Annotated in this window: 14 protein-coding genes and 2 pseudogenes; 3 read left to right on the top strand and 13 right to left on the bottom strand. The window is 44.0% G+C overall.

What is annotated here, in order from left to right:
* Window positions 1–17: 17 nt before the first annotated feature.
* Window positions 18–1,607, bottom strand: coding sequence for an amidohydrolase (locus ACUYLD_RS02855; RefSeq protein WP_446674371.1), 1,590 nt, complete (start codon window positions 1,605–1,607; stop codon window positions 18–20).
* A 51-nt stretch (window positions 1,608–1,658) separates the two neighbouring features.
* Window positions 1,659–2,351, bottom strand: a complete 693-nt coding sequence (locus ACUYLD_RS02850; protein ID WP_446674370.1) for a 4'-phosphopantetheinyl transferase family protein — start codon at window positions 2,349–2,351, stop codon at window positions 1,659–1,661.
* A gap of 226 nt (window positions 2,352–2,577) precedes the next feature.
* On the opposite strand from ACUYLD_RS02850, the gene ACUYLD_RS02845 reads away from it, so the two are divergent.
* On the top strand, window positions 2,578–4,044 hold the full coding sequence (locus ACUYLD_RS02845) for an RICIN domain-containing protein (protein WP_414126451.1): 1,467 nt from the start codon (window positions 2,578–2,580) through the stop codon (window positions 4,042–4,044).
* Between the two features lie 110 nt (window positions 4,045–4,154).
* Here ACUYLD_RS02845 and ACUYLD_RS02840 read toward each other — a convergent pair whose 3' ends face one another.
* The 6 genes from ACUYLD_RS02840 to ACUYLD_RS02815 all read right to left on the bottom strand — a co-directional run bounded on the left by ACUYLD_RS02840 (window position 4,155) and on the right by ACUYLD_RS02815 (window position 10,618).
* On the bottom strand, window positions 4,155–4,670 hold the full coding sequence (locus tag ACUYLD_RS02840) for an acyl-CoA thioesterase (RefSeq protein ID WP_013309488.1): 516 nt from the start codon (window positions 4,668–4,670) through the stop codon (window positions 4,155–4,157).
* Between the two features lie 100 nt (window positions 4,671–4,770).
* Window positions 4,771–5,319, bottom strand: a complete 549-nt coding sequence (locus ACUYLD_RS02835) for a helix-turn-helix domain-containing protein (protein ID WP_039269838.1) — start codon at window positions 5,317–5,319, stop codon at window positions 4,771–4,773.
* 243 nt (window positions 5,320–5,562) lie between these two features.
* Window positions 5,563–7,101 carry a glycoside hydrolase family 32 protein gene (locus tag ACUYLD_RS02830; protein WP_446674369.1) on the bottom strand — a complete coding sequence of 513 codons (1,539 nt, stop codon included), beginning with the start codon at window positions 7,099–7,101 and terminating at the stop codon, window positions 5,563–5,565.
* 98 nt (window positions 7,102–7,199) lie between these two features.
* Window positions 7,200–8,819 carry an ABC transporter substrate-binding protein gene (locus tag ACUYLD_RS02825; protein ID WP_254349323.1) on the bottom strand — a complete coding sequence of 540 codons (1,620 nt, stop codon included), beginning with the start codon at window positions 8,817–8,819 and terminating at the stop codon, window positions 7,200–7,202.
* An 18-nt stretch (window positions 8,820–8,837) separates the two neighbouring features.
* Window positions 8,838–9,719, bottom strand: a complete 882-nt coding sequence (locus tag ACUYLD_RS02820) for a carbohydrate ABC transporter permease (RefSeq protein ID WP_250261906.1) — start codon at window positions 9,717–9,719, stop codon at window positions 8,838–8,840.
* A gap of 14 nt (window positions 9,720–9,733) precedes the next feature.
* Window positions 9,734–10,618: an ABC transporter permease gene (locus ACUYLD_RS02815; RefSeq protein WP_254349534.1), complete on the bottom strand. Its 885-nt coding sequence runs from the start codon at window positions 10,616–10,618 to the stop codon at window positions 9,734–9,736.
* 505 nt (window positions 10,619–11,123) lie between these two features.
* On the opposite strand from ACUYLD_RS02815, the gene ACUYLD_RS02810 reads away from it, so the two are divergent.
* Window positions 11,124–12,158: a LacI family DNA-binding transcriptional regulator gene (locus tag ACUYLD_RS02810; RefSeq protein WP_061831435.1), complete on the top strand. Its 1,035-nt coding sequence runs from the start codon at window positions 11,124–11,126 to the stop codon at window positions 12,156–12,158.
* A 22-nt stretch (window positions 12,159–12,180) separates the two neighbouring features.
* Window positions 12,181–13,155, top strand: a complete 975-nt coding sequence (locus tag ACUYLD_RS02805) for a carbohydrate kinase family protein (protein WP_069291553.1) — start codon at window positions 12,181–12,183, stop codon at window positions 13,153–13,155.
* A 707-nt stretch (window positions 13,156–13,862) separates the two neighbouring features.
* Here ACUYLD_RS02805 and ACUYLD_RS02800 read toward each other — a convergent pair.
* The 5 genes and pseudogenes from ACUYLD_RS02800 to ACUYLD_RS02780 form a co-directional block, all read right to left on the bottom strand.
* A complete protein-coding gene (locus ACUYLD_RS02800) occupies window positions 13,863–14,666 on the bottom strand; it encodes a Cof-type HAD-IIB family hydrolase (RefSeq protein WP_165176075.1) in 804 nt (267 codons plus the stop codon).
* 27 nt (window positions 14,667–14,693) lie between these two features.
* Window positions 14,694–15,434 (bottom strand): DeoR/GlpR family DNA-binding transcription regulator, encoded by a 741-nt coding sequence (locus tag ACUYLD_RS02795; RefSeq protein WP_257785386.1) that lies wholly within the window; start codon window positions 15,432–15,434, stop codon window positions 14,694–14,696.
* A 200-nt stretch (window positions 15,435–15,634) separates the two neighbouring features.
* Window positions 15,635–18,631, bottom strand: coding sequence for a GH32 C-terminal domain-containing protein (locus ACUYLD_RS02790; protein ID WP_446674576.1), 2,997 nt, complete (start codon window positions 18,629–18,631; stop codon window positions 15,635–15,637).
* Between the two features lie 864 nt (window positions 18,632–19,495).
* Window positions 19,496–20,542, bottom strand: a pseudogene (locus ACUYLD_RS02785) (glycoside hydrolase family 32 protein); the annotation flags it as partial.
* A 387-nt stretch (window positions 20,543–20,929) separates the two neighbouring features.
* Window positions 20,930–21,055, bottom strand: a pseudogene (locus ACUYLD_RS02780) (PTS mannose/fructose/sorbose transporter subunit IIC); the annotation flags it as partial.
* Window positions 21,056–21,167 lie beyond the last annotated feature (112 nt).

Below are 21,167 nucleotides of genomic sequence, written 5' to 3'. Positions count from 1 at the left end.
ATATACTTATCCCCAGCCTATGACCGATATGCAACTTTCCCGTTTACAACTGTCATTCGTACCTTAACATCAAGTAAAGCTTGCGGACTTTCCGATACATCACGGTCAATGACTGTAAAGTCAGCGGCTTTCCCTTCAGCTATCGTCCCTCTTTCATCAGCCTCACCGGCTGCTACCGCGCTTCCCGTGGTAAACAAATGAATGGCTTCATGTACATCCAGCTTTTCAGCGGGAAGATAGCCCTCATGCATTTCTTCCGGCTTGGCACGAGTCACGGCCGCATGAATACCAAGAAAAGGGTTTAACGGCTCAATCGGCGCGTCACTACCTCCAGCACATGGAATGCCTGCTTCCAGTAGCTTTTTCCAGGCATATAAATATTCAGTCCGTTCTTTCCCCACCCGATCCAGTACCCAAGGGAAGTCACTTGCGACAAAACGGGGCTGGATGTCCGCGATCAGCGGCAGCTTCGCCATTCTCTTGACCAAATCGTCCCTGAGCACCTGTCCATGGATCAGGCGGTCTGGCAAACCGCTTTCCTCCGTGAGCGCATGAGCCTCCATCGCTGTCAAAATCATGTGCGCCGCCCCATCCCCTATGGCATGCACAGCCACCGGATAGCCTGCTGCTCTGACAGCAGCCACCATCTGATTCAGCTCTGGCTGCGGTTGAATCGCCATTCCACAGGTATGTGGAGCATCACTATAAGGTTCGGATAATAATGCCGTTCTTCCACCAATAGCGCCATCGGCAAACATTTTTATCGCACCGATTTTAAACCACTCATTTCCGGTACCTGCACGCATCCCTTGCACTTTCGCTTCTTCCAAAAATGGATGATAGATGAGCTGGTGTGTGCGAAAAGGAAGACCTTCTTCCCTCAGCTCCCTGTAAATTCGCTGCATCGTCTCCACGCTGCCCAAAAAACGTAAATCCTCTGTGTGCGCAGCAGTCAAACCAAGCCTTAGCGCATCCATACAAGCCCGCCGAATCGTATCCTTCTTAACCGAATAATCCGGCTCTGGCTGCACGCTAGTAAAGGCAAAGGATGCTTCCTCATAAATCAATCCGTTCAACCGTCCATCTGCATCTCTCCCATAGGCTCCCGAAGCCGGGTCAGGGGTGTCCTCGTTAATACCCGCACGTCGAAATGCCTCTGAATTGGCCAAGAACGTATGAAAGCACGTACGAGTGAGATATACCGGATGCTGATCTGTAATGGCATCCAGCTCGGCTATATCCGGTATTTCAACAGGAATAAACGCATTTTCATTCCAGTTGAGTCCTAAAATCCATTCTCCCGGCGGTGTTACAGCGACCCGTTTGCGCAGCATAGCCAGCATCTCTTCCTTGGAGGTAGCTGATGTTAAATCCAGCATAGCCAGCTTCATACCATGCATAGACAAATGCATATGTGAATCGGTTAAGCCTGGCAGTACATAGGCGTCTTCCCAATCCACAGTTTCATATTCCTTACCGGACAACTGTAATTCAAGCTCCCGAGCATACCCGATGGCCTGTATCCGTCCATGCTGTACAACGATGGAGTCTCCTTTGGAAGCCCACTCCCCATACAACCGACCGTGCTTGAACAAAACGAATGTCAACGCCACTCATCTCCTTTTTTCAACTATACGCATATCCACTTCATATTACGCCTATGTTGCCACTTCCAAGCGTAGTGTATTTATATCTATCTGCTGCACCTGCTGGGCAAATTGGTCATGAGCTGCACAGACAGCCATTTTATAATCCTGATCCAGCTCATACTGCTTAAAATGACAATACTCGGTGGTAAAGCCCTCTGTCGTGAAGCCTATGAATGGTTGTGCCTTTAGCTCAAATGAAAAAGACTTCAACGGTAGGGTTAGTCCCTGCCCCTCGGCCTTGACAAAGCTTTCCTTAAGCGTCCATAGATCGTAAAAATACGATAAGCGGCTGTCTGCGTCCTGACGCATTAACGCATCATACTCTGTGTCTGAAAAGCACACTCTACCTACCTCGAAATCAATAGGACGGAGCTGTTCAATGTCGATTCCAAGCGGGTGATCATCAATAGCGCATACCACCCATTTTCCCGAGTGAGAAACATTAAAATGGAATGCGGGTGCATTGATCAAGGAAGGCTTACCGAATGCATTGTATGTAAATTGAAGACTGGCATTAGATACCTTCAATTGCCGGCAGGCCAACCATCTCAGCAGCACATCGGCATATAACCCCCTCAAAGCATCTTCCCGATGTAAAAAACGATCTAACTTGTGCAGCTTTTCCAGCGAAACCTGATTTACCAGTGATTCGTAATGCTCCTCAGCCTCCGGCTTGCTCGTATCAATCGCGTATATTTTCATGGTTGCCTCCTGTATACCTAATGAATATCAGCCAGTTTGTAACACTCACCGTTCGATGGAAGTCTGTTAGATATGGATGGCGTGTGCCGTGTACATGGTCAATATACTACTCTAGCACTTTCAATTCAATATGGATACAATTGGATAAGTAGCTCTATTAAAACTACTTCATAGACTCCATTAATGAGAGCGCTTTAAAATAAAACATACAGAGGAGGACGAAACAATGAAATATGATTTTGCCCGCTTGCTGTGTATTATGCTCTCTATTTTGCTGACGTTGAGCATTTTTCAGATGTTTTCACCTAAGATCGCTTCAGCCGCTTCAGCGAATGTTGTGAATGGCATTCAGTTTAAAGATACAGATGGAAACGTGGTCCATGCCCATGGGGGTGGGATGATTAAAGTAGAAGGTTACTATTATTGGTTTGGTGAAAATCGTAATCCCAACGGCACGTTCAAGGCGGTATCCGCCTACCGTTCCTCTGATTTAAAAAACTGGGAGTTTCGTAAAAACGTACTGACCAGCAGCTCCGCCGTAGAGCTGAATGTTTCGAATATTGAACGTCCGAAAGTGATTTATAATGAAAAAACACGTAAATACGTATTATGGATGCACAAGGAAAATGGGGTTAATTACAACGAAGCCCGAGTGGCTGTCGCCTCTTCCGATACGGTGGACGGCGATTACACGTATCAGGGCAGCTTCCGTCCTCTGGATTACGATTCACGCGATATGACCGTATACAACGATAACGGTACAGCTTACCTCATTTCGGCTACCCGGGTAAACGCAGATCTGAACATTTATCGTCTGACACCGGATTTTCTGCAAGTTGAATCGCTGGTGACTACACTTTGGCCTGGACAATATCGTGAAGCTCCGGCGATGTTCAAAAAAGGAGACGTCTACTTCCTGATTACATCCGGGGCAACCGGCTGGAATCCCAATCAGGCCAAGTATGCTACCGCATCCAGCATTGAAGGAACCTGGAGTAATACGATAAACTTCGGGGACGGTACGACATATGGTTCACAGTCAGCTTACGTGATTCCTGTTGAAGGTGCCCAGACAACTTCATACCTGTATTTGGGCGACCGTTGGGCGGGTGCATGGAGCGGTCCTGTGCAGGATTCTCAATATGTATGGTTGCCACTGCGTTTTCCAACAGCGACTTCATTAGCCATGGATTGGTTCGACAGCATTAATATTGACACCGCCAGTGGTGTGGTCGAGGGGATAACGACGCCAATTGCCATTGATCCGGATGCCTATTATCAGCTAGTGAATCGCAAGAGCAATAAGCCACTAAGCATTATGGGCAATGCAACGACGGACGGCGCAGACCTGGAGCAGCGTGCAGATTCCGGGACAGCAAACCAGCAATGGCAGCTCAAGGATGCAGGCAGCGGATATTATAAAATTATGAACCGCAACAGCGGAAAGCTAATTGGTGTTGAAAGCGGTACGACAACAGACGGTACAGTTATTGAGCAGTGGAGCGACGGAGGCTGGTCCAGTCAGCATTGGCAATTAGTATCCGTAACCGGTGGTTATTACAAGCTGAAAAATCGGGCAACCGGCAAGCTGATCGATATTTCTGAAGGCGCCACCGCCGATGGAGCTAAAGCCATTCAATGGGGCGATAACGGTGGGACAAATCAGCATTTCCGTGTAGTTAAAGTAGAATAGCTCAAGTTATTTTCAAAAGGAGCCGTATTCCAAGCAGATCATGGGCGACTGCTAACGGAAAAGACGGCTCCTTTTTACGTAAAACGATGAAATTGATAATCTCTAGTACGTTACAGTTCCCACGGATAATCTGTTGTCAGAAAACTAGCCAGCTGCTTGCTTTCTTCCCTCCGCTGACGCCGTATGGCTGCGCGTGATGGAGCCGTCTGGTGCAATTGTAACTGCTCTTCTGTTTCTGGAATCACCTGCGGCACGGTCACTTTACGGTTATTCTCGTCCAATGCCACAAAGGTCAGGAAGGCGGTGGCTGCGATTTTTCGGTCGCCAGTCATCAGTCCTTCACGAATTACCTTTACGAACACCTCCATCGAGCTACGGCCTGTCCAGGTTACGAACGCTTCCAGCGTGACAGAATCACTCGGATGGATAGGTAGCAAAAAATCCACCGAATCCGTAGAGGCTGTAACTGTGTTCGTACGACACAGCTTAGCAGCTGCAATAGATGCGATATCGTCGATATACGACATCAATCGGCCGCCGAAGAGCGTGTTATGATTGTTGATATCGTTGGGAAATACTCGGGACGTCTTGAAGCAGTAGGTTTCTCGGATGTACTTGCTTTCCATGGGTTCTTTCCTCTCTTTTCCTCGTTGCTCTCTTTTTATATCTCTGGATTTTGCAAAATCCTGATGTGGAAGCCTGTTTTAGACTATGCTAATCATCCCACTAATCCGCATAATAAATCAATACATAAAAATCGGCATCCTCTTCCGAATCATTGCGGTAGGTATGTATGTCAGATACTTGAAATTGCACAGCATCCCCTGCACTCAGCTTGAGCTGTTGCCCCTGCATTTCAAAGTACATCTCCCCACGGATCATGAGAATCGTTTCCTCACCCAGATGCTTCTCTGCCTGGTGTGTAAAGCCTGGCTTCAGACTTACCGTGAACACCTCAAACTTCTTTTCAGCGTGATACGGGAATACAGGGTAAACAAAATAGTTACCATCCTCATCAATAACCGGATGCAGGTCTTCCCTCCGAATCTTCGTGATTTGCGGCGGGTCTTCTTTGAGAAAGGTGGAGAAGGATACATGCAGACCGTTCGCAATTTTCCAAAGGGTTGTTACCGTAGGATTGGATTTCCCCTTCTCAATCTGAGCCAGCATCCCTTTGCTGACCCCTGTCAGTTCAGCCACCTTATCCAAACTTAATCCTCTAGTCTTCCTGATTTGAGCCAAATTAGAGCCAATAATATGCTGCATTGAATCCACGGACGTTGCCTCCTTGTATCCAAAAGTCTATATAAGAAGAATACACAATTTACTCGAGAGAGGTTCATTCGAAAATAAATCTACAACTAAGTCTTAACAGACCTATTGCTATCTAGCTTACACAAACTCATTATCTTATCCAATATAAAAAAGTGTCAAATTGAAAAATCAATTTGACACTCGCTACTCAATGAGTTCCTTCGTGATATAATTAAAATTTGAATGATATCAATATGTTAACGTCTAAACATTCTCATTTCCCCAAATGCTTACCAGATCATTGATCTGAAGCGACACGACCCTTAGTTCTCCACCAATGGCGTAGAGTTCTAGACCCTTACTTTCGAAGTCCGGAAAAATCATGTCTGAAATGATTGCTTTTCCATGATTGCCGAAGACTTCGACACTTGACCAATCCAGATAAATGCTCATCTGTATCCTCTCATGCTCTGGCTTCATAGTGGCCTTGTGTATTGCTGTGAAATCGGAATGAAAATCAGTGGCGCTCGACTTCATCCGATCGACGAACAATTCCTCATTCGAGATATTATATCCGATGATCGTCTCCTGATTGGTGGACTTCCGTACTTTAAACCCGAATTCCACGGCAGTACCGATTTCAAATTCTGCAATAATTTCTGCCTTGGCTGCCGAAATATCAGACAACACGTTCATACCTGGCTTAATCGTCAAATCTTGCAGAGACAAAATCGGTTTTCTTAGCTGACTTAATTCATTTATGGGTGTTTGGATTAGGCGAAGTCCCTCCGGGTAAGTCCTTAGCTGTAGCTCCCGGGGAATTGATGTCTTGCCACGCCATTCCTTTGAAGGAAGCGTAGTAGCATAACGCCAATTATTCATCCAGCCGATCCAAATTTTCCGTCCGTCTTCGTTCGAAATGCCATTCCAGGACACGGCCGCGTAAAAGTCTGATCCGTAGTCTACCCATTTAATAGTATCGATAGATTCCAACGCTTCATCTGGCGTGAACGACTTACCGTCAAAGCTGCCTACGAAATACATCATGCCAGAACCGCCTGCCGGTGGTTCCGGATCATCTGGATTCACACCATTTCTATCCCCGACGCTTAGCATCAGAATCCACTTCGTGGTATTAGAATCCTCATCCACTTGGATTCGAAATATATCAGGACATTCAAATATCCCTCGGTGGATATGCGGAATGTCGGAACCGAATTCGCTTGCAAAAGACCATTCTTTCAGGTTTGGAGATGTGTAAAATTCTACACGGTCCCTTACGGCAAGAACCATGATCCACATTGATGATTCATCATGCCAAATCACCTTCGGATCACGAAAGTCTAGCGTGTCCGTTGGAAATAAAACCGGGTTACCTTCATATTTTGTCCAGGTTCGACCCTTATCCTTGCTGTAAGCAATGCTTTGCACCTGCGGCTTTCCAGGCTGAGCCTTGTTGCCCTCATTCGTATAAATGGCAACCAATCCTGATCCTTCCTCGTCGAAAAATCCGCTGGTATTGTTCTTATCCACCACCGCACTCCCCGAGAAGATCGCTCCGTCCTCCCCAGGTGGAATTGCCGGTGGAAGCTCAGTCCAATGCACTAGATCCTTGCTTACCGCATGCCCCCAATGCATGTTGCCAAAATCAGGTCGCGTATCATGGGGGGTATGCTGGTAGAACAGGTGGTACTCTCCTTCAAAGTAAACCATGCCGTTGGGATCGTTCATCCAATTTTTCTCCGGTGAATAATGAAATTGAGGCCTGTACGTTTCACTATAGTTACTTTTTAATTCTTTCATAGTATCCGCTCTCCTTTTGATTGTTGATAAGGTATTTAACATAATAATTTGAGTTTGCTCGTTTGCAAATGAATTTGAGATACTACCAATTAAATGTTTCAGCCTTGATCTTTAAGATATCTGTCATAGCCTTTTTGTTTGATTTTCAGCCATTTATCTAGTCCCAGTCTGGACAGCTCGGCTTTATATTCGGCCCATTCTTCTTCCACTTTACCCGTCTTGATCCATTCAGCCCGCTTGCGGCTAACGTAAGCAAACAAATCGGTTTCCAATGTGGAGATCTGCTTCTGATCCTCCAGCGAGAAGAAGACTTTCGGGAAATTATGGTCAGCCTTCATATAAGGAACGAGTCTTTCCTTCATGAGCTTAAGCCGTCCCACTGCATCATCGGGCTTGGTCGTTACTTTTCCGTAATACTCGTCAAGAATTGCCAATGGACCGCCGATATTCGTTTTTTGCCGCAGCTCGACAGGGGCCGCTCCCTTAAGCGGAAGATGCTTCAGCATATGACTCGCTTCATCGTATTCAAAAATGTTCTGCTGAGTTTTGTCGCCGTAGGTGCCCCAGTTGTCCTGAACGGACTGGATAGGATCATACAGTTGGTCAATCCATTTTGCCGTAAGCTCAAGATTTTTGTTGTCACTGGTAATCACCATTTTCCCCCGGTCAAAGCCGAGATTGTTCGTGCGGGTCACATTGACTTCACCGCTTGGCCCGGCGAGCGGATTCATCAATTCATATTTATCGTTATCTCCTGAGATGTTCGCCTTATCCCATTGAAAGTAGAGACCATATTTTTCATTCTGGCCTTTGGCCAGATACGTATTGTAATCCTGCTCGAATGACTCTTCGTCGATCAGGTTCAGCTTATACAGCTCATTAAGATATTTAATCCCCTCTTTATAACCATCCTGATCGGCAGTGAAGACCACTTTCCCATCATTGGTCACTACCGTATGATCGCCGTTGTCCCCAAGACCGAATGATCCGAACAGAAAATTCAGGTCCTCATTGCCGTTATTGAGTATAAAGGACAGCGGGATTTCATCCGCTTGGCCATTTCCGTTAGGGTCGCCATTTTTAAATGCGAGCAGAACTTTTTTTAAATCCTCGGTGGTTTTTGGCATTTTAAGTCCCAGCTTTTTCAGCCACTCCACATTGATCCATGGCATGCCATTTACAGAATGAATGCTCTCCTTCTCAGAACCCAGCTCTTCAATCCAAGGAAAGGCATAAATGTGCCCGTCCTGTGCGGTTATCATGGATCTGTACTCAGGTGCTTCCTTCAATACCTTCTGCAGATTCGGCATATATTTTTGAATCAAATCTTCTACAGGGATAATAGTCCCATCCTTTCCCAGATTCAACAAATCGTAATCGGAATATATGGCATCCAGTATGGCATCTGGAAGATCACCACTGGCAACAGCAAGGTTTCTTTTTTCAATGAAGGAATCGGAGGTGAAGTTGGTAAAATCGATATGCACCCCTGTTTTTTCTTCCAGTCTTTTATAAATCAACTTTTCATTTGGATCGGAAGGTGCCAGCGGCGAGCTTTGAGTCATAAAATGCAAAGTAACTTTCTCTTTAAGCGGCAGAGTAACATTTTCCAGCTTGTAATCTTCGGATGCCGCAGAATTATTGCCTGAACCGCCACATCCGGCAAGCAGTGAAGTAGAAAGTGCCAACACAGACAAGGTTAGTAATGTTTTTTTCATCTCTATTCCCCCGATTTGTTATTTGATCGAACCTACCATGACACCCTTTTCGAAATACTTCTGGAAGAATGGATACATGACAATCAAAGGCAAACTTGATATGACAATGGCAGAGTACTTAATCATTTCAGACAATTTCTTAAGCTCCGCTTGTGCCATCGCATCGGCAATCATGCCGGGCTGAACCTGATTCTGTATCAAAATGGAGCGCAGTACTAGTTGAAGCGGAAACAGCTTCGGATCATCCAGATAAATCATGGCGTCGAAATAAGAATTCCACTGTCCGACAAAAGCGTATAAAGCTAGAACAAAAATAATAGGCTTGGAAAGCGGCAGGACGATTTTAAAGAAAATACTGAGCTCGGAAGCTCCGTCTATACTCGCCGCCTGGAACAGTTCTTTCGGAAGTCCCTGGAAATAAGTCTTTGCCAGAATAATATTGAATACGCTGATCGAGCCGGGCAGAATAATGGCCCAGACCGTATTCAACATGCCTAAATCCTTAATCACCAGATAGGTAGGAATTAGACCGCCACCGAAAAACATCGTTATCAGGAAAAAGATCATAATGGACCGTTTCCCTACCAACTCTTCAATCGCAAGCGGATAAGCCGCTAAGACGGAAAATAATACGGTTGCGAACGCAAAGGCTGCTGAATAAAAAATAGCATTAAAAAAACCGCGGATCATGGCACTGTTGCTTAGGATTTTGGCATATCCCGTGAGTGTCCAGTCTGATGATGTAATGGCAAACCCTTTGGTAATCAGGGTATTTGGAGTTAAAAAGGACGAAAGCACCACATAAACCAGCGGTAACAGAATAGCGAGAACAAACAAACCAAGTAGAATATAATTGATGATGAGCAGAATCCGGTCCTTCCCGGTGTAATGAATATCCATAAATACCTCCTTCTTTAATACAGCCCTTCTCCTTCGTTCAGCTTCTTGACGACGGTATTTACGAAAATCAACAGGAATACATTAATTACGGAATTGAACAACCCGATTGCCGTAGAATAAGCATAATCGCCGGATTGCAACCCCACCTTGTATACGTAAGTCGCGATGATTTCCGAGGTAGGTGTGTTCAGAGCAGTCTGCATCAGGTAAGCCTTTTCATAGCCGATCGACATAATACCTCCTGCAGCGAGAATGAACAGGACGGCCATGACGGGTTTAAGAGCTGGCAGATCAATGTGGAAGATTCTCTTCATCAATGAAGCGCCATCAATTGTTGCAGCGTCATGCAACTGCGGGTCCACATTGGCTAAGGTGGCCACATAAATAATAGAGGACCAGCCCGCTGTTTGCCATATACCGGACAAAATATATACCGTTCGGAAATAGGCAGGATCAGTCATAAAAGCAATCGGCTTGTCGGTGAAGGTTGTTACCAAAGCGTTCACTATTCCAGCTGGCGATAGAAAAACAAACAGCATACCGGCAACAACAACAACCGAGATGAAGTTAGGTGCGTATACAATAAGCTGAATATTCTTCTTGAACTTCGCTCCTCTGACCAGATTTAGCATTAAGGCCAGAATGATTGGTACTGGGAAGCCGAGAATAAGACCGTAAGCGCTTAATTTAAGCGTATTCATTAAAATGTCATAAAAATTTGGTGATGAAAGAAACCGCTGAAAATGTTCAAATCCAACCCATTCGCTGCCGAGGATGCCTTTTCTTGGGCTGAAATTTTTAAACGCAATGATCGAGCCGTACATGGGAACATACTTGAAAATGACGGTAAGAATTATGGACGGAAGCAGAAACAAATACAATATATAATTTCGAAGCATATAGCTTAACCAATGGTTTCTTTTTTTTGTTTCTGAAGCCTTTAGTCCCCTTTTTTGAACGATCGAATTTGCCAATATTTTCCCTCCTACTGTTCACGGCTTGTTATACGACACAAAATATAAGCCATGTTATGTCATCTCTCTGACATAATTAACCAAGATGTTTTTCAAATACTTGCTTGTAATATCCACACCTCCAACAGAACGAGAATTTTACACATTCCCAAAATGAATGGGCTTACAATTTACATTTGAACATTTTTACTCTTACAATTTATCAGATGTACATTTAATTAGTCAATATATTTCGGGTGAAAAATTCATTCGAAAAGCGTATTTCAAGATAATTATAATGTTTTTAGCAAAAATATATCAAAAATACACAATATAAATAAACAAACGTAAACTCACATTGTTCATTTGAATAAATACATTGTTAAAACCATGAAAATACTATATATTTAGAAATATGAAGAATCTTAATTCGGAGAATAAGGTGAACAATATGACGAGAAAGTCAAAGGTTACGATACAAGATATCGCTGATGCCTTGGGGATTTCCAGAAACACTGCCTCCAAGGCGCTTAATGGAGTGGAGAGTATTCCCGCCGTTACTAGGGACAAGGTGGTCAAAAAAGCAATGGAGCTTAAATACAAACAATTTTCTTATATGGAAACAGCTTCTGAAAAACAAGGCAATATCGCACTTTTGACCTGTAATCTTCCTAATAGCTCACACTTTGGATCATTGTTGATTAGCGGACTGGAGAAGGAAATCAGCAAACAGGGCTATACTTTATCTATTTATTTTGTCCGTGAGAATGATATCAATTCGATGACCCTACCCGGCAATTTTGAACCTTCGAATGTGGCTGGCATCTTCTGCATCGAAATGTTCAGCAAGGAATACAGCAAGCTGATCACAGATCTTGGCATCCCAACCATTTTTATTGATTGCGCTGCGGATATGATGTATCCAGAATTGAAGGCGGATCTAGTATTAATGGAAAATGAACACAGCACATACTGTGTTACCCGGAAATTAATCGATTATGGCTATGAAAGCTTCGGTTTTGTAGGCGATTACAATCACTGCAAAAGTTTTAATGAACGCTGGACCGGATTTAATAAGGCCTTAGCAGAAGCAGGAATCGCCGTAGATCCTGCCCATAGCATTGTAGCGCCTGACCGCAACTTCGTTCTAGAGGAGAACTGGATGGAACAGCAGTTGGATGCCCTGAGGGAATGTCCCTCCGTCTTTATTTGTGCCAATGATTTCATTGCCATCAGCGTGATCAAATCTTTGAAAAACAAAGGGATTAAAGTCCCGGAAGATATTGCTGTCTGCGGGTTCGATGATGCTTTGGAATCCCGGGTTGTCGAGCCTCATCTTACAACCGTGCATATTTACAGTAGTCAGATGGGGATTATTTCAGCCGAAATGTTATTGTCCAGAATCAAAGACAATACCATGCCATACCGAGTGACTCATGTTGCAACGGATATCGTATACCGGGACTCGACCCCTGTTCTAAACTAAATCTACCAAGAGGTGAATCAAAGTGAAAAATGACAGAACGGTTCTTTGTGTGGGCGAGTTGCTCATTGATTTTTTCTGCACGGATATTGATGTTAATCTTGCCAAGGGTCAGCATTTCTCCAAGCAGGCCGGCGGCGCTCCGGCAAATGTAAGCGCAGCCGTAGCCAAGCTCGGAGGAAAAGCGTCATTCTTGGGGAAAGTCGGGGCTGATCCCTTTGGCATGTACCTGAAGCAAACGTTGGATGAGCAGCATGTGGATACGTCCATGCTCCTTTTTGATCCGTCAACGCCGACTACACTGGCCTTTGTTTCCCTTGCCGCTAACGGCGAACGGGATTTCGTGTTCAACCGGGGAGCTGACCGTCAACTGTCTCTGCAGGACATTGATAGAGAATGGACCCGACAGGCTGCCATTCTGCATTTTGGATCGGCAACGGCCTTGCTCGCCGATCCTTTCCGAGAAGCGTATTTGTCTTTATTGGATGGAGCGAAGGCCAACGGGCAATTCACCTCCTTTGATCCCAATTACCGGGGGGACCTCTGGAAAGACAGGCAGGGGGAATTTATCACACTGTCCAGAAGAGGAATACACAATGCGGATTTGGTAAAGGTAAGCGAAGAGGAATTAAACATCATTACAGGGCTGGCTGACCGCGATGCTTCATTGGATCTTTTGCATGGGTTGGGAGCCAAGACGGTGGCGGTTACCTTGGGGAAAGAAGGAACCCTCATCTCAAGTGGTGCCTCCCGTTCGTTAATCGGCAGTATCGCTGTCAAATCGATCGACTCTACTGGTGCCGGAGATGCCTTCGTCGGAGCAATGCTGTATCAAATCAGCCAGCTGAGTCAGCCTAAGGCATTTACCTCCAACGCGAAGCAGCAGCAGGAATTTGTGACACTTGCCAATCAAGTCGGCGCCATCGTGTGCACTAAAGTTGGAGCGATTGCAGCCTTGCCGTCGTTGGAAGAAGTTAATCGTTTCGTAGCGCAAGGTTGAATCAAGGAATGAAGCGTAAGAACAGCAAAAGGTGTCCGACGATCTCTAAGGTCGCTGGATACCTTTTTAGTCATTCTTTTGAAGATGAAGTGAGAAACTAAAACATATCGAGGGAGTTTAATCAAAAGAAAACGAGTACTTATCCTACGTAGTCGTTTTCTTTTATATAAGGCAGGTCAGGATTTTTTTCGATTGCCAAAAACTTTTCATCTTTAATTAACTCAGATATTCTCATAAACCATTATAATTCATATTGCAGACTTAGCATTTATCCTGATCGGATTGCAAAGCTATTGCTAATGCAATAAATGATCCTGATGATACATCTATGAGTAAAATGATAATTCGACCAACTATTCAGGCATTGTAAACAATGACAGTCGACAGAACGAGAAAGCGCTTGCCTAATTAACCTAATTAAAACAAAACATTGTTAAGTTACTGCCATCATATTATAGAGTTTTAGTATCCTGATATCATCCTTCGATACTTTTAGTTGTTGGATGAGGCGTGCACCCTCTTTTAGCACTTCTTTGGAAAATAGCATTTTAGCTGCGATAGGCATCATAGGTCTAGAAGAAAATCCATAATACTCTGTTGTCAGGTTGCCTCCTGCTATTCGAAATAAGTAACTAGTTAACCCCTCTCTTCTATTTCCAATGCCTACCGTCTTTTGGTGTTTGGATATCCAATGTCACTGGATCATTTCAAACGGACAAAATGTATTCCTCCAAGCCTATTTTCAAACCGTCTTCATCATTGCTCGATGTGACCCTGTCGGCAATTTTCTTAACTTCCTCCGGCGCATTTCCCATTGCAATCCCAAGGCCTGCGTACAAAATCATATCCATGTCATTATAGTTGTCTCCAATGGCCATCGATTCACGATAAGTAATATTAAATATCCCCTCGAGCTCCTGAATGGCATACGATTTGGACACCATCTCATCCATAATTTCCAGATAAGTTCCCTTGGATTTATAAACACTGATACCAGTAACTTCTTTATTGATTTGTTGTACAAGCCGCTCAATGTCTTCGGGATCTCCCATGCATAAAATTTTGTGAATATCATGATCTTCTTCTATATATGAGGGGAGTAACCTCTGTATGGGGGAGCCATTAATAATTTCCGCTTCCTGAATTACCCAAGGATTTTGAATGTTGCCAACGATCCACTGGTCATGTCCATACAAGTTAAAACTGATAGAAGGATAATGATCCATTACAATATCATATATTCGTTTAATGCTCTTTTTCGATAAACAGATGCTATGAAGGATTTCCCTGTTGCCGCCCAATATTAGAGCACCGCTATAACAAATGACGGGAGCGTGAATATTGAGCTCTTGCTGAAGAGGAAAAATGCCGCTTGGCATTCTCGCTGAAACAAGTACAAAAGGGATATTTCTTCCCACAACTTTTTGGATTGTATTTTTGGTGTCGGACGTAATTTGATGTTTTGAATTTAACAACGTCCCGTCAATATCGCTAAAGATTGCTTGTATCATGGCCGATGGCTCCCTTGCGATTATTTATCACGATTCTTCCTCAAGCGCCTTGATAATTTCTACTCCGCTATCCTGCAACATCAGCAATGAGTGCTCCGGTGCATCCTGATTTGTAATTAGAATATCAATTTCGGAAAAATTCAGGCCTTTAAACGGGCTTGTTAAATTAAATTTTTTGTAATCAGCAAGTAAAAATACTTCTCTGGCACGTCCCGATACCAGCTTTTTAACTAAAGCATCATCACGGTTTGCAAAATACACTCCGTCTTCCATGATGGCGGCAGCTCCTAAAAAAGCTTTGTCAAAAAAAACATCGTTCAACTGCATAGCCGTGTAATGGTCATAAAAAAAACGGTTTTCATGATTAAATTTGCCCCCGAGCAAGTTTATGTTAATTTCACTTTTTGCTGATAAAGCTTCTGCATTATCCAACGAGTGTGTATAAACCGTGAGATTCTTGTCCAATTGCCCACAGAGCAGTTGAATGGTAGTCGATACATCCATGAAACAAACATCTCCGTCAGCGATGTGCGCGGAAGCTGCTTTTGCAATGAGCATCTTTTGCTTTGTTGCTGAAGTTACACGTTCCTTGTAGGCTCTTATTTCTTCTTTTAATAAGGGCAAGGCAATACCTCCATGGGTTCTGATAACCCCCCCTTCGTGAACAAGCTTAATAATATCCCTTCTTGCCGTATCTCTCGAGATGTTCAATAAATTACAAATTTCCGAATTTGATAATTGGTTACGGCTTTGGAGATACTCCAAAATTTTTAAAAGTCGTTCCTCTTGGTAAATATAAAGCCCCCCCCTATCCCTATATTCACTATAAGCGATTAGACGCTTTTTGTTAAGTGTTTTTAAGTATTTTTATAAAGATAAGCAAATTGCTTATATTGTGTATTTCACATAGCAAGTCCCCGGTCCGCATGCATATTGCATTAAGAGTCCGGGGACTTTATTCATTTTGCCTATTTATTGATAAATTCAATCTTTTGAAGCAAACGTTTTATCATAACTGCCGCCTCGGCGCGGGTAGTTGTTGCATGTGGCTCATAGTGTCCAGTGTCCATACCTTGTGCGATGCCCTGAGCTGTAACAGCAGCTACTGCATTTTGCGCCCAAACCGCGATAGACGAGCGGTCGGCATATCCATCTAGCGATTGCCCATTTTTGCTGTTGACTGAGACATACCCGGTATATTGTAATGCTTGATGGACAAGTAGAGCCATCTCCTGGCGGCTAATTCCCGATTCAGGACGAAAAGCACCGTCTTCATAACCTTTGACCAGCCCAGCTGAATAGGCTGCGCTGAGATATCCGCTGTACCATGAACCCTTGACTACATCCCTAAAGGCTGGAGTCGCCCGTTCTTTAAGCCCAAGTGCATGAACAAGCATAGCGGCAAATTCGGCGCGGGTAACAGGCCTGGATGGCTCAAATATTCCTTTTATCGAACCGACAACAATTCCTTTTGCGGCAAGCAGCTCTATGTCGGCTTTGCCCCAGTACCCAGCTGGTAAATCACCGAAGGTTGGGCTGCTGTTGACAACGGTATATACACCATTGGAATTATGCTTTATTTCAACGGAGGCTCCATCATCCCCAGCCCGAAAAATGCTCGGTACAAAGATAAGTTTCCTTCTGGCTTCGTCGTAGCAAACTGCGGTGGAACGATTTGGGTCCATCGCTGATGAAAGCGGAAGTGTCCGGCTCACATAGGTATCACCGAAATCAAGAGCGGTTGTTGTACTGCCCGTTACTGCTTCAGCCTTGAAGTCTATAGGAGTCGTTTCCACGGTTGCGCCCGCTTTTACAGCCGCTTCTTGAATAGCCGCATTTTGCTGCATTGTTGCCTTGGATAACGTAATTCGCAGCCCTGGCACGCTATTGGAAGGTGAGGTATTTCTATTCACCCTGCTGGCTGGAAGGGTGTACGTCCCCAGTTCTGTAATTAACTGAAGATCCAGAGTTCGATGCTCGCTCCAAAGCTTATTGGCCATGCTGGTCAGCTCAACGATAACCACGTCAGCCCCAGCAGCTTTCACATGCAAAGTTAGTGCAGAACCTTTTCTTACCGGCAAAGCTTTAAGCAAAGTAAGATCATCCACGACCACTGCGGCTTCTTTCCTGCCATCAGCCTTTTGTGTAATACCCGGAGCATACTCCAGTATTCCTGAAGTGGCGGAAGCCGGAATAGATGCCTTGACTGGCAGCTTTACCGCCTGGCTGTCGCTACCCTTGTTGTTCTGAGAATTGCCACCGGAATGGCCGGAATTGGAACTTGATATTATTCGAACACTATTAAAGAATGCTGTTGTACCCCTTACATTTAACCCAAAGTATCCTCGTGTGTAACTTTGGTCTTTGGTATCAATTACCAGTTGTCCGTCCAAATAAGCCTTTATGGTATCCCCGACAGCTACAATTTTGAGGTGATAATCCTGATTTGTCCGTAGTTTCAGCTTCGCGTCATTATTGTAGATGGCAAGATCACTACCGGTCCCTTTAACAAATTTCATCAACTTAACTACATTATTCTTTACATCCAGATTAATTGCATACGCATTTTTTGCCGTAGGGTCTGAACGAAAGACCAAGGCACCTGCGCCGATGGGGTTTTCTATGTTATCTTTTTCAGGATCATCGGGATGCGAATCTGTATCCGGCACTTTAATGTCCGCTTCATATATAAAGTTCTCACCGAAATTACTTGCCAGAATAAACGCATCCCCTACGCCCTGCCCCTGTTTTCCATTAATAGTATCCGCCCATTTGCCGCTGATCGTCGTCCAATCTGACAGTACGGAGACACTAGATGGGGGCGTTTTCCAGACACTTTTTAACGGAAATATTTTTAAAGACTTTAATTCCACATCCCCGCCCTTACTGTAGATTTGCATTCCTTTACTCGAAGATTGAGGGAATATTTGGTCAGTTATCACTGTTTCTCCATTATTCCCGAACACCTCCAGCGCTGACCGGTCAACAAAAATATGCATTTTCACCGTACCGTTTAAAGCCTTCAGCGGGCCCTCATGTTTATTTGTGATATCAGGTCCGAAATCATAATTCCCGGAATTCGTACGGTCAACGAACAGCTTTTCATTGTAGACATCATACCCGACCGTTGTATATTCCTCAGTTCCTTTACGAACCTTAAAACCAAACTCAGTTGCTTCGGTGTTGGAAAGATCAAACTCTGCAATCATTTCAAATGTATCGTCAGAAAAGTTGGATAGGAGGTCGCTTTCTCCCTTAATCTTTTCATTTATATATGAAATTCCCTTTGTTTCAGCACGAATGCCGGCCAGAGAAATTGGTGTTTGTTTTAAGCGTAACCCTTCCTCTGTCTGGGTCAGTTCCATCATTCGCGGCAGTGACATGGAACTTCTCCATGTTGAAGTAGGTGTATCTTGAGCATAAGTCCAGTTACTCATCCAGCCAAGCCAGTATTTCTCGCCCTTCTCCCCTTCAATTCCGCTCCACTCCACACCGGCATAATAATCAGCTCCATAATCGGACCATAATATTTGGTCGGAAGAATTCTCATTGGTGAAGGTTTTCCCATCAAAGCTTCCTACAAAATATTGCATTCCGGATCCGCCTGCAGGTCCTCCCGGATTTATACTTACCTGCAGAACCCATTTCTTTTTTGAAGGGTCGCCATCAATAGGCAATTCAATTAATGCAGGACATTCCCATACGCCGCCTATACTTCCGTTTGTAGAAGGTATCCACGAACCTGAGACGGCAGACCAATCCGTTATGAGGCCACTTTGTGGCAAATTGCCTTTTTCCGGCTCTTGTGCAACCTGGTCAACGTCTTCCGGAATTGGTTTGTCATTATAAACATTGATATCATCCAGGTTGATATGCCCCCAACGTCCCGTTGCATTGTCTATAGCTTTGATATATAGCACTTCACCAATATAATTGGAAGCATCCCATACGTATCTGCTATACATTTCCTTTTCGGATTTCGTATTTGTTTGACGAAGCAATTCCTGATCGTCAGAAGCTCTGACTAACGATAAATAACGGTTGCTGACGTCTTTGCCTCCGCCCATCATCAGGTTAATCTCTCCGGAGCCACCCAGTTTGAAATAGGATGAATGCAGTTCTCCAGTAGCATCATCCCCCTTGTGACTATCGGAAAACCCCCATAGATGATACTTGCCTTGCTGGTCGAAAGTTCCACCCCACCAATCCTTTCGATCTGTTACATGGTCATTAGTAAATGCTTCCCCTTGTACACTGGTCCACCCAGTCAGATTCCCTGTTTCAAAATCATGGTTAAGTATTTCATTCTCCTCTGTGATGATATTTTTGCCCAACTGAACATTCTGGAAGAGCACAGAGGAATTCGCCAAATGCAAGCCGAAAACGCCGGAGGAAAAGGTAGAATCATTTACATCCTGAGTAAGTTTACCATCTAAATATACTTTTATATTCTCTCCATAGGTCCTCACCTCTAAAGGGTAATCCGTATACGTAGCGAGAGATACAGTGGCCTCGGCCAGAACTGATTGCTTCCCGTCCTCAAGCTTCATCAATTTTATTTTATCGTTGTGAGCGTCGAGGCTCGCCATATATCCATTTCTCACCTCGGCATCTGCCCGAAAAACAAGTGAGCCGATTTCATCTCCGCCATCCGATAATTCAATGTTCGCCTGATATCGAAAGTTTTCCCCGGCTTGCCCGCTCATTACATATGAATTCACCGCGGAAGTCCCGGTCATTCCTTTCACGGTGTCTTCCCAGGAACCGCTTACAACAGTCCATTTTGACAAATTGGTCACAAAGTTTGATGTATTATTGAATTTCACATTTCGAAAAGAGGCTGTTGAATTCCATGCGGTTAACCCATAGTAGCCGTATACAAATTCATCATCCGTTTGTTCGATAACCGATTGGTTGTTTACAAAAACCTGAATGTGATGTCTATCTGTTACAATTTGTAAATGATAGGTAGATGAAGTATCCAGGCGCAAAGAACTGGCCCCAAGTTCAATGCTTTCTCCATTCCTATTTTTAGTTAAAGTTACGCGATCATTTTTGGCATCTAGATTGACTACATAGCCGTTGGCCGCACGCTGATCAGAACGAAAAACCAGTCCTCCTGATCCTTCCCGGCCATTTTTTGCATTAAGGGTAATGTCGCCCTCATAGTTGAATGATCCACCTTCTTGTGAGGAAATCGCGTAAGAAGTGGAATCCAGACTATTGGCCTGTATTCCACCATCTGGACCAAATTCACTGGCATAAGTCCAATTTTTTAAATTGGGAGAAGTATAGAACATCACCTTATTGTTAGCAACTAACGACATCACCCACTGATTGGATTGTTCATGCCAAAATACTTTGGGATCGCGCCAATCGGCAGCGGGAGGTTCAGGCATTACCGGATTCCCTTCATACTTTTTCCATGTTCTCCCTTTATCCAAGCTGTAAGCAATGCTTTGAACCTGACCCTTATCACCTGAATGGGTAAAGATGGCTACCATTGCTTCCTTTCCAAAGCCGGCTGTATTTCCCCAGTCGATTACAGTGCTTCCGGAAAAAATCTGTCCGTGGATATCAGGAGAAAGTGCAATAGGTAGATGTTCCCAATGAACAAGGTCTCTACTCACAGCATGCCCCCAATGCATCGGTCCCCATGTCGTTCCATATGGATAATTTTGGTAAAATAAATGATATTCACCCTTGTAATAAACCATTCCATTGGGATCGTTCAACCAGTTGGCCTCGGGAGAAAAATGAAATTGATTGCGGTACGTTTCCTGATAATATCCTGGATCTGATGCAAACGCTTTCGTGAATGAAGTTAAAGATAATAATAAGATGATACTAAGTGCTAAAGAACAAATCCGATTCATATTTTTACTCCTCATCTTGTTCACTCCCTTTATAACTATTTTATAAATCAGTTCAAAACGCCTTATAATGAAAGCCTATCCCCGGTGATGGATAACTCCTTGACCAAATAGTTTTAAGAATTATTCAAGCCAAGACACCGAGAGCGTATCCAATAATACCAATTGCGAATAGCGCAAAAAATGAGAGCCATGGCGTTCACTTTCTTTTTAAGCAGTCTCATGCAAAGGAAGGTCAGTAAGAACGGTAGTAACCTTACTGTACAGCCGCTTAATCGTCGGAATTAAGGAACCAAGAACGTACAAATATTTTGTTTGAGTCGTTTTTGGTCATCATCTTTTCTTCCATATGTACTCCCCTTCTTTCATAAAATATTTTCTTATAGCTCTTCAATTTCCGCCGTATTTCGAACTGAGCTGGATGTATAGCAGAGCCAGCACAGTTCCTACGATCCCAAAACCAACTAGATTGATGTTCGTGAAAGCGGCAATGACAAATCCCAGGAAGAAGAAGGGATGTTATAGCCCACTGCAAATAAGCAACATACTTAACTTCCTCTTCACCATCTTTCATATCCTCTTTTAATATTTTGAACTCCAAGTAATGTTCTTGACAAAGCGTTTATAT

The sequence above is a fragment of the Paenibacillus sp. SER-28 genome (assembly GCF_052906305.1).
This window is presented reverse-complemented; position numbering and strand designations above follow the sequence as displayed.

What these genes read in the sequence shown, in the direction of transcription:
- ACUYLD_RS02845 (WP_414126451.1), top strand. Translation starts at nt 2,578, where the DNA reads ATGAAATATGATTTTGCCCGCTTGCTGTGTATTATGCTCTCTATTTTG.
- ACUYLD_RS02800 (WP_165176075.1), bottom strand. Translation starts at nt 14,666, where the DNA reads ATGATACAAGCAATCTTTAGCGATATTGACGGGACGTTGTTAAATTCA.
- ACUYLD_RS02815 (WP_254349534.1), bottom strand. Translation starts at nt 10,618, where the DNA reads ATGCTTCGAAATTATATATTGTATTTGTTTCTGCTTCCGTCCATAATT.
- ACUYLD_RS02830 (WP_446674369.1), bottom strand. Translation starts at nt 7,101, where the DNA reads ATGAAAGAATTAAAAAGTAACTATAGTGAAACGTACAGGCCTCAATTT.
- ACUYLD_RS02825 (WP_254349323.1), bottom strand. Translation starts at nt 8,819, where the DNA reads ATGAAAAAAACATTACTAACCTTGTCTGTGTTGGCACTTTCTACTTCA.
- ACUYLD_RS02820 (WP_250261906.1), bottom strand. Translation starts at nt 9,719, where the DNA reads ATGGATATTCATTACACCGGGAAGGACCGGATTCTGCTCATCATCAAT.
- ACUYLD_RS02790 (WP_446674576.1), bottom strand. Translation starts at nt 18,631, where the DNA reads ATGTATAGCAGATACGTATGGGATGCTTCCAATTATATTGGTGAAGTG.
- ACUYLD_RS02810 (WP_061831435.1), top strand. Translation starts at nt 11,124, where the DNA reads ATGACGAGAAAGTCAAAGGTTACGATACAAGATATCGCTGATGCCTTG.
- ACUYLD_RS02850 (WP_446674370.1), bottom strand. Translation starts at nt 2,351, where the DNA reads ATGAAAATATACGCGATTGATACGAGCAAGCCGGAGGCTGAGGAGCAT.
- ACUYLD_RS02840 (WP_013309488.1), bottom strand. Translation starts at nt 4,670, where the DNA reads ATGGAAAGCAAGTACATCCGAGAAACCTACTGCTTCAAGACGTCCCGA.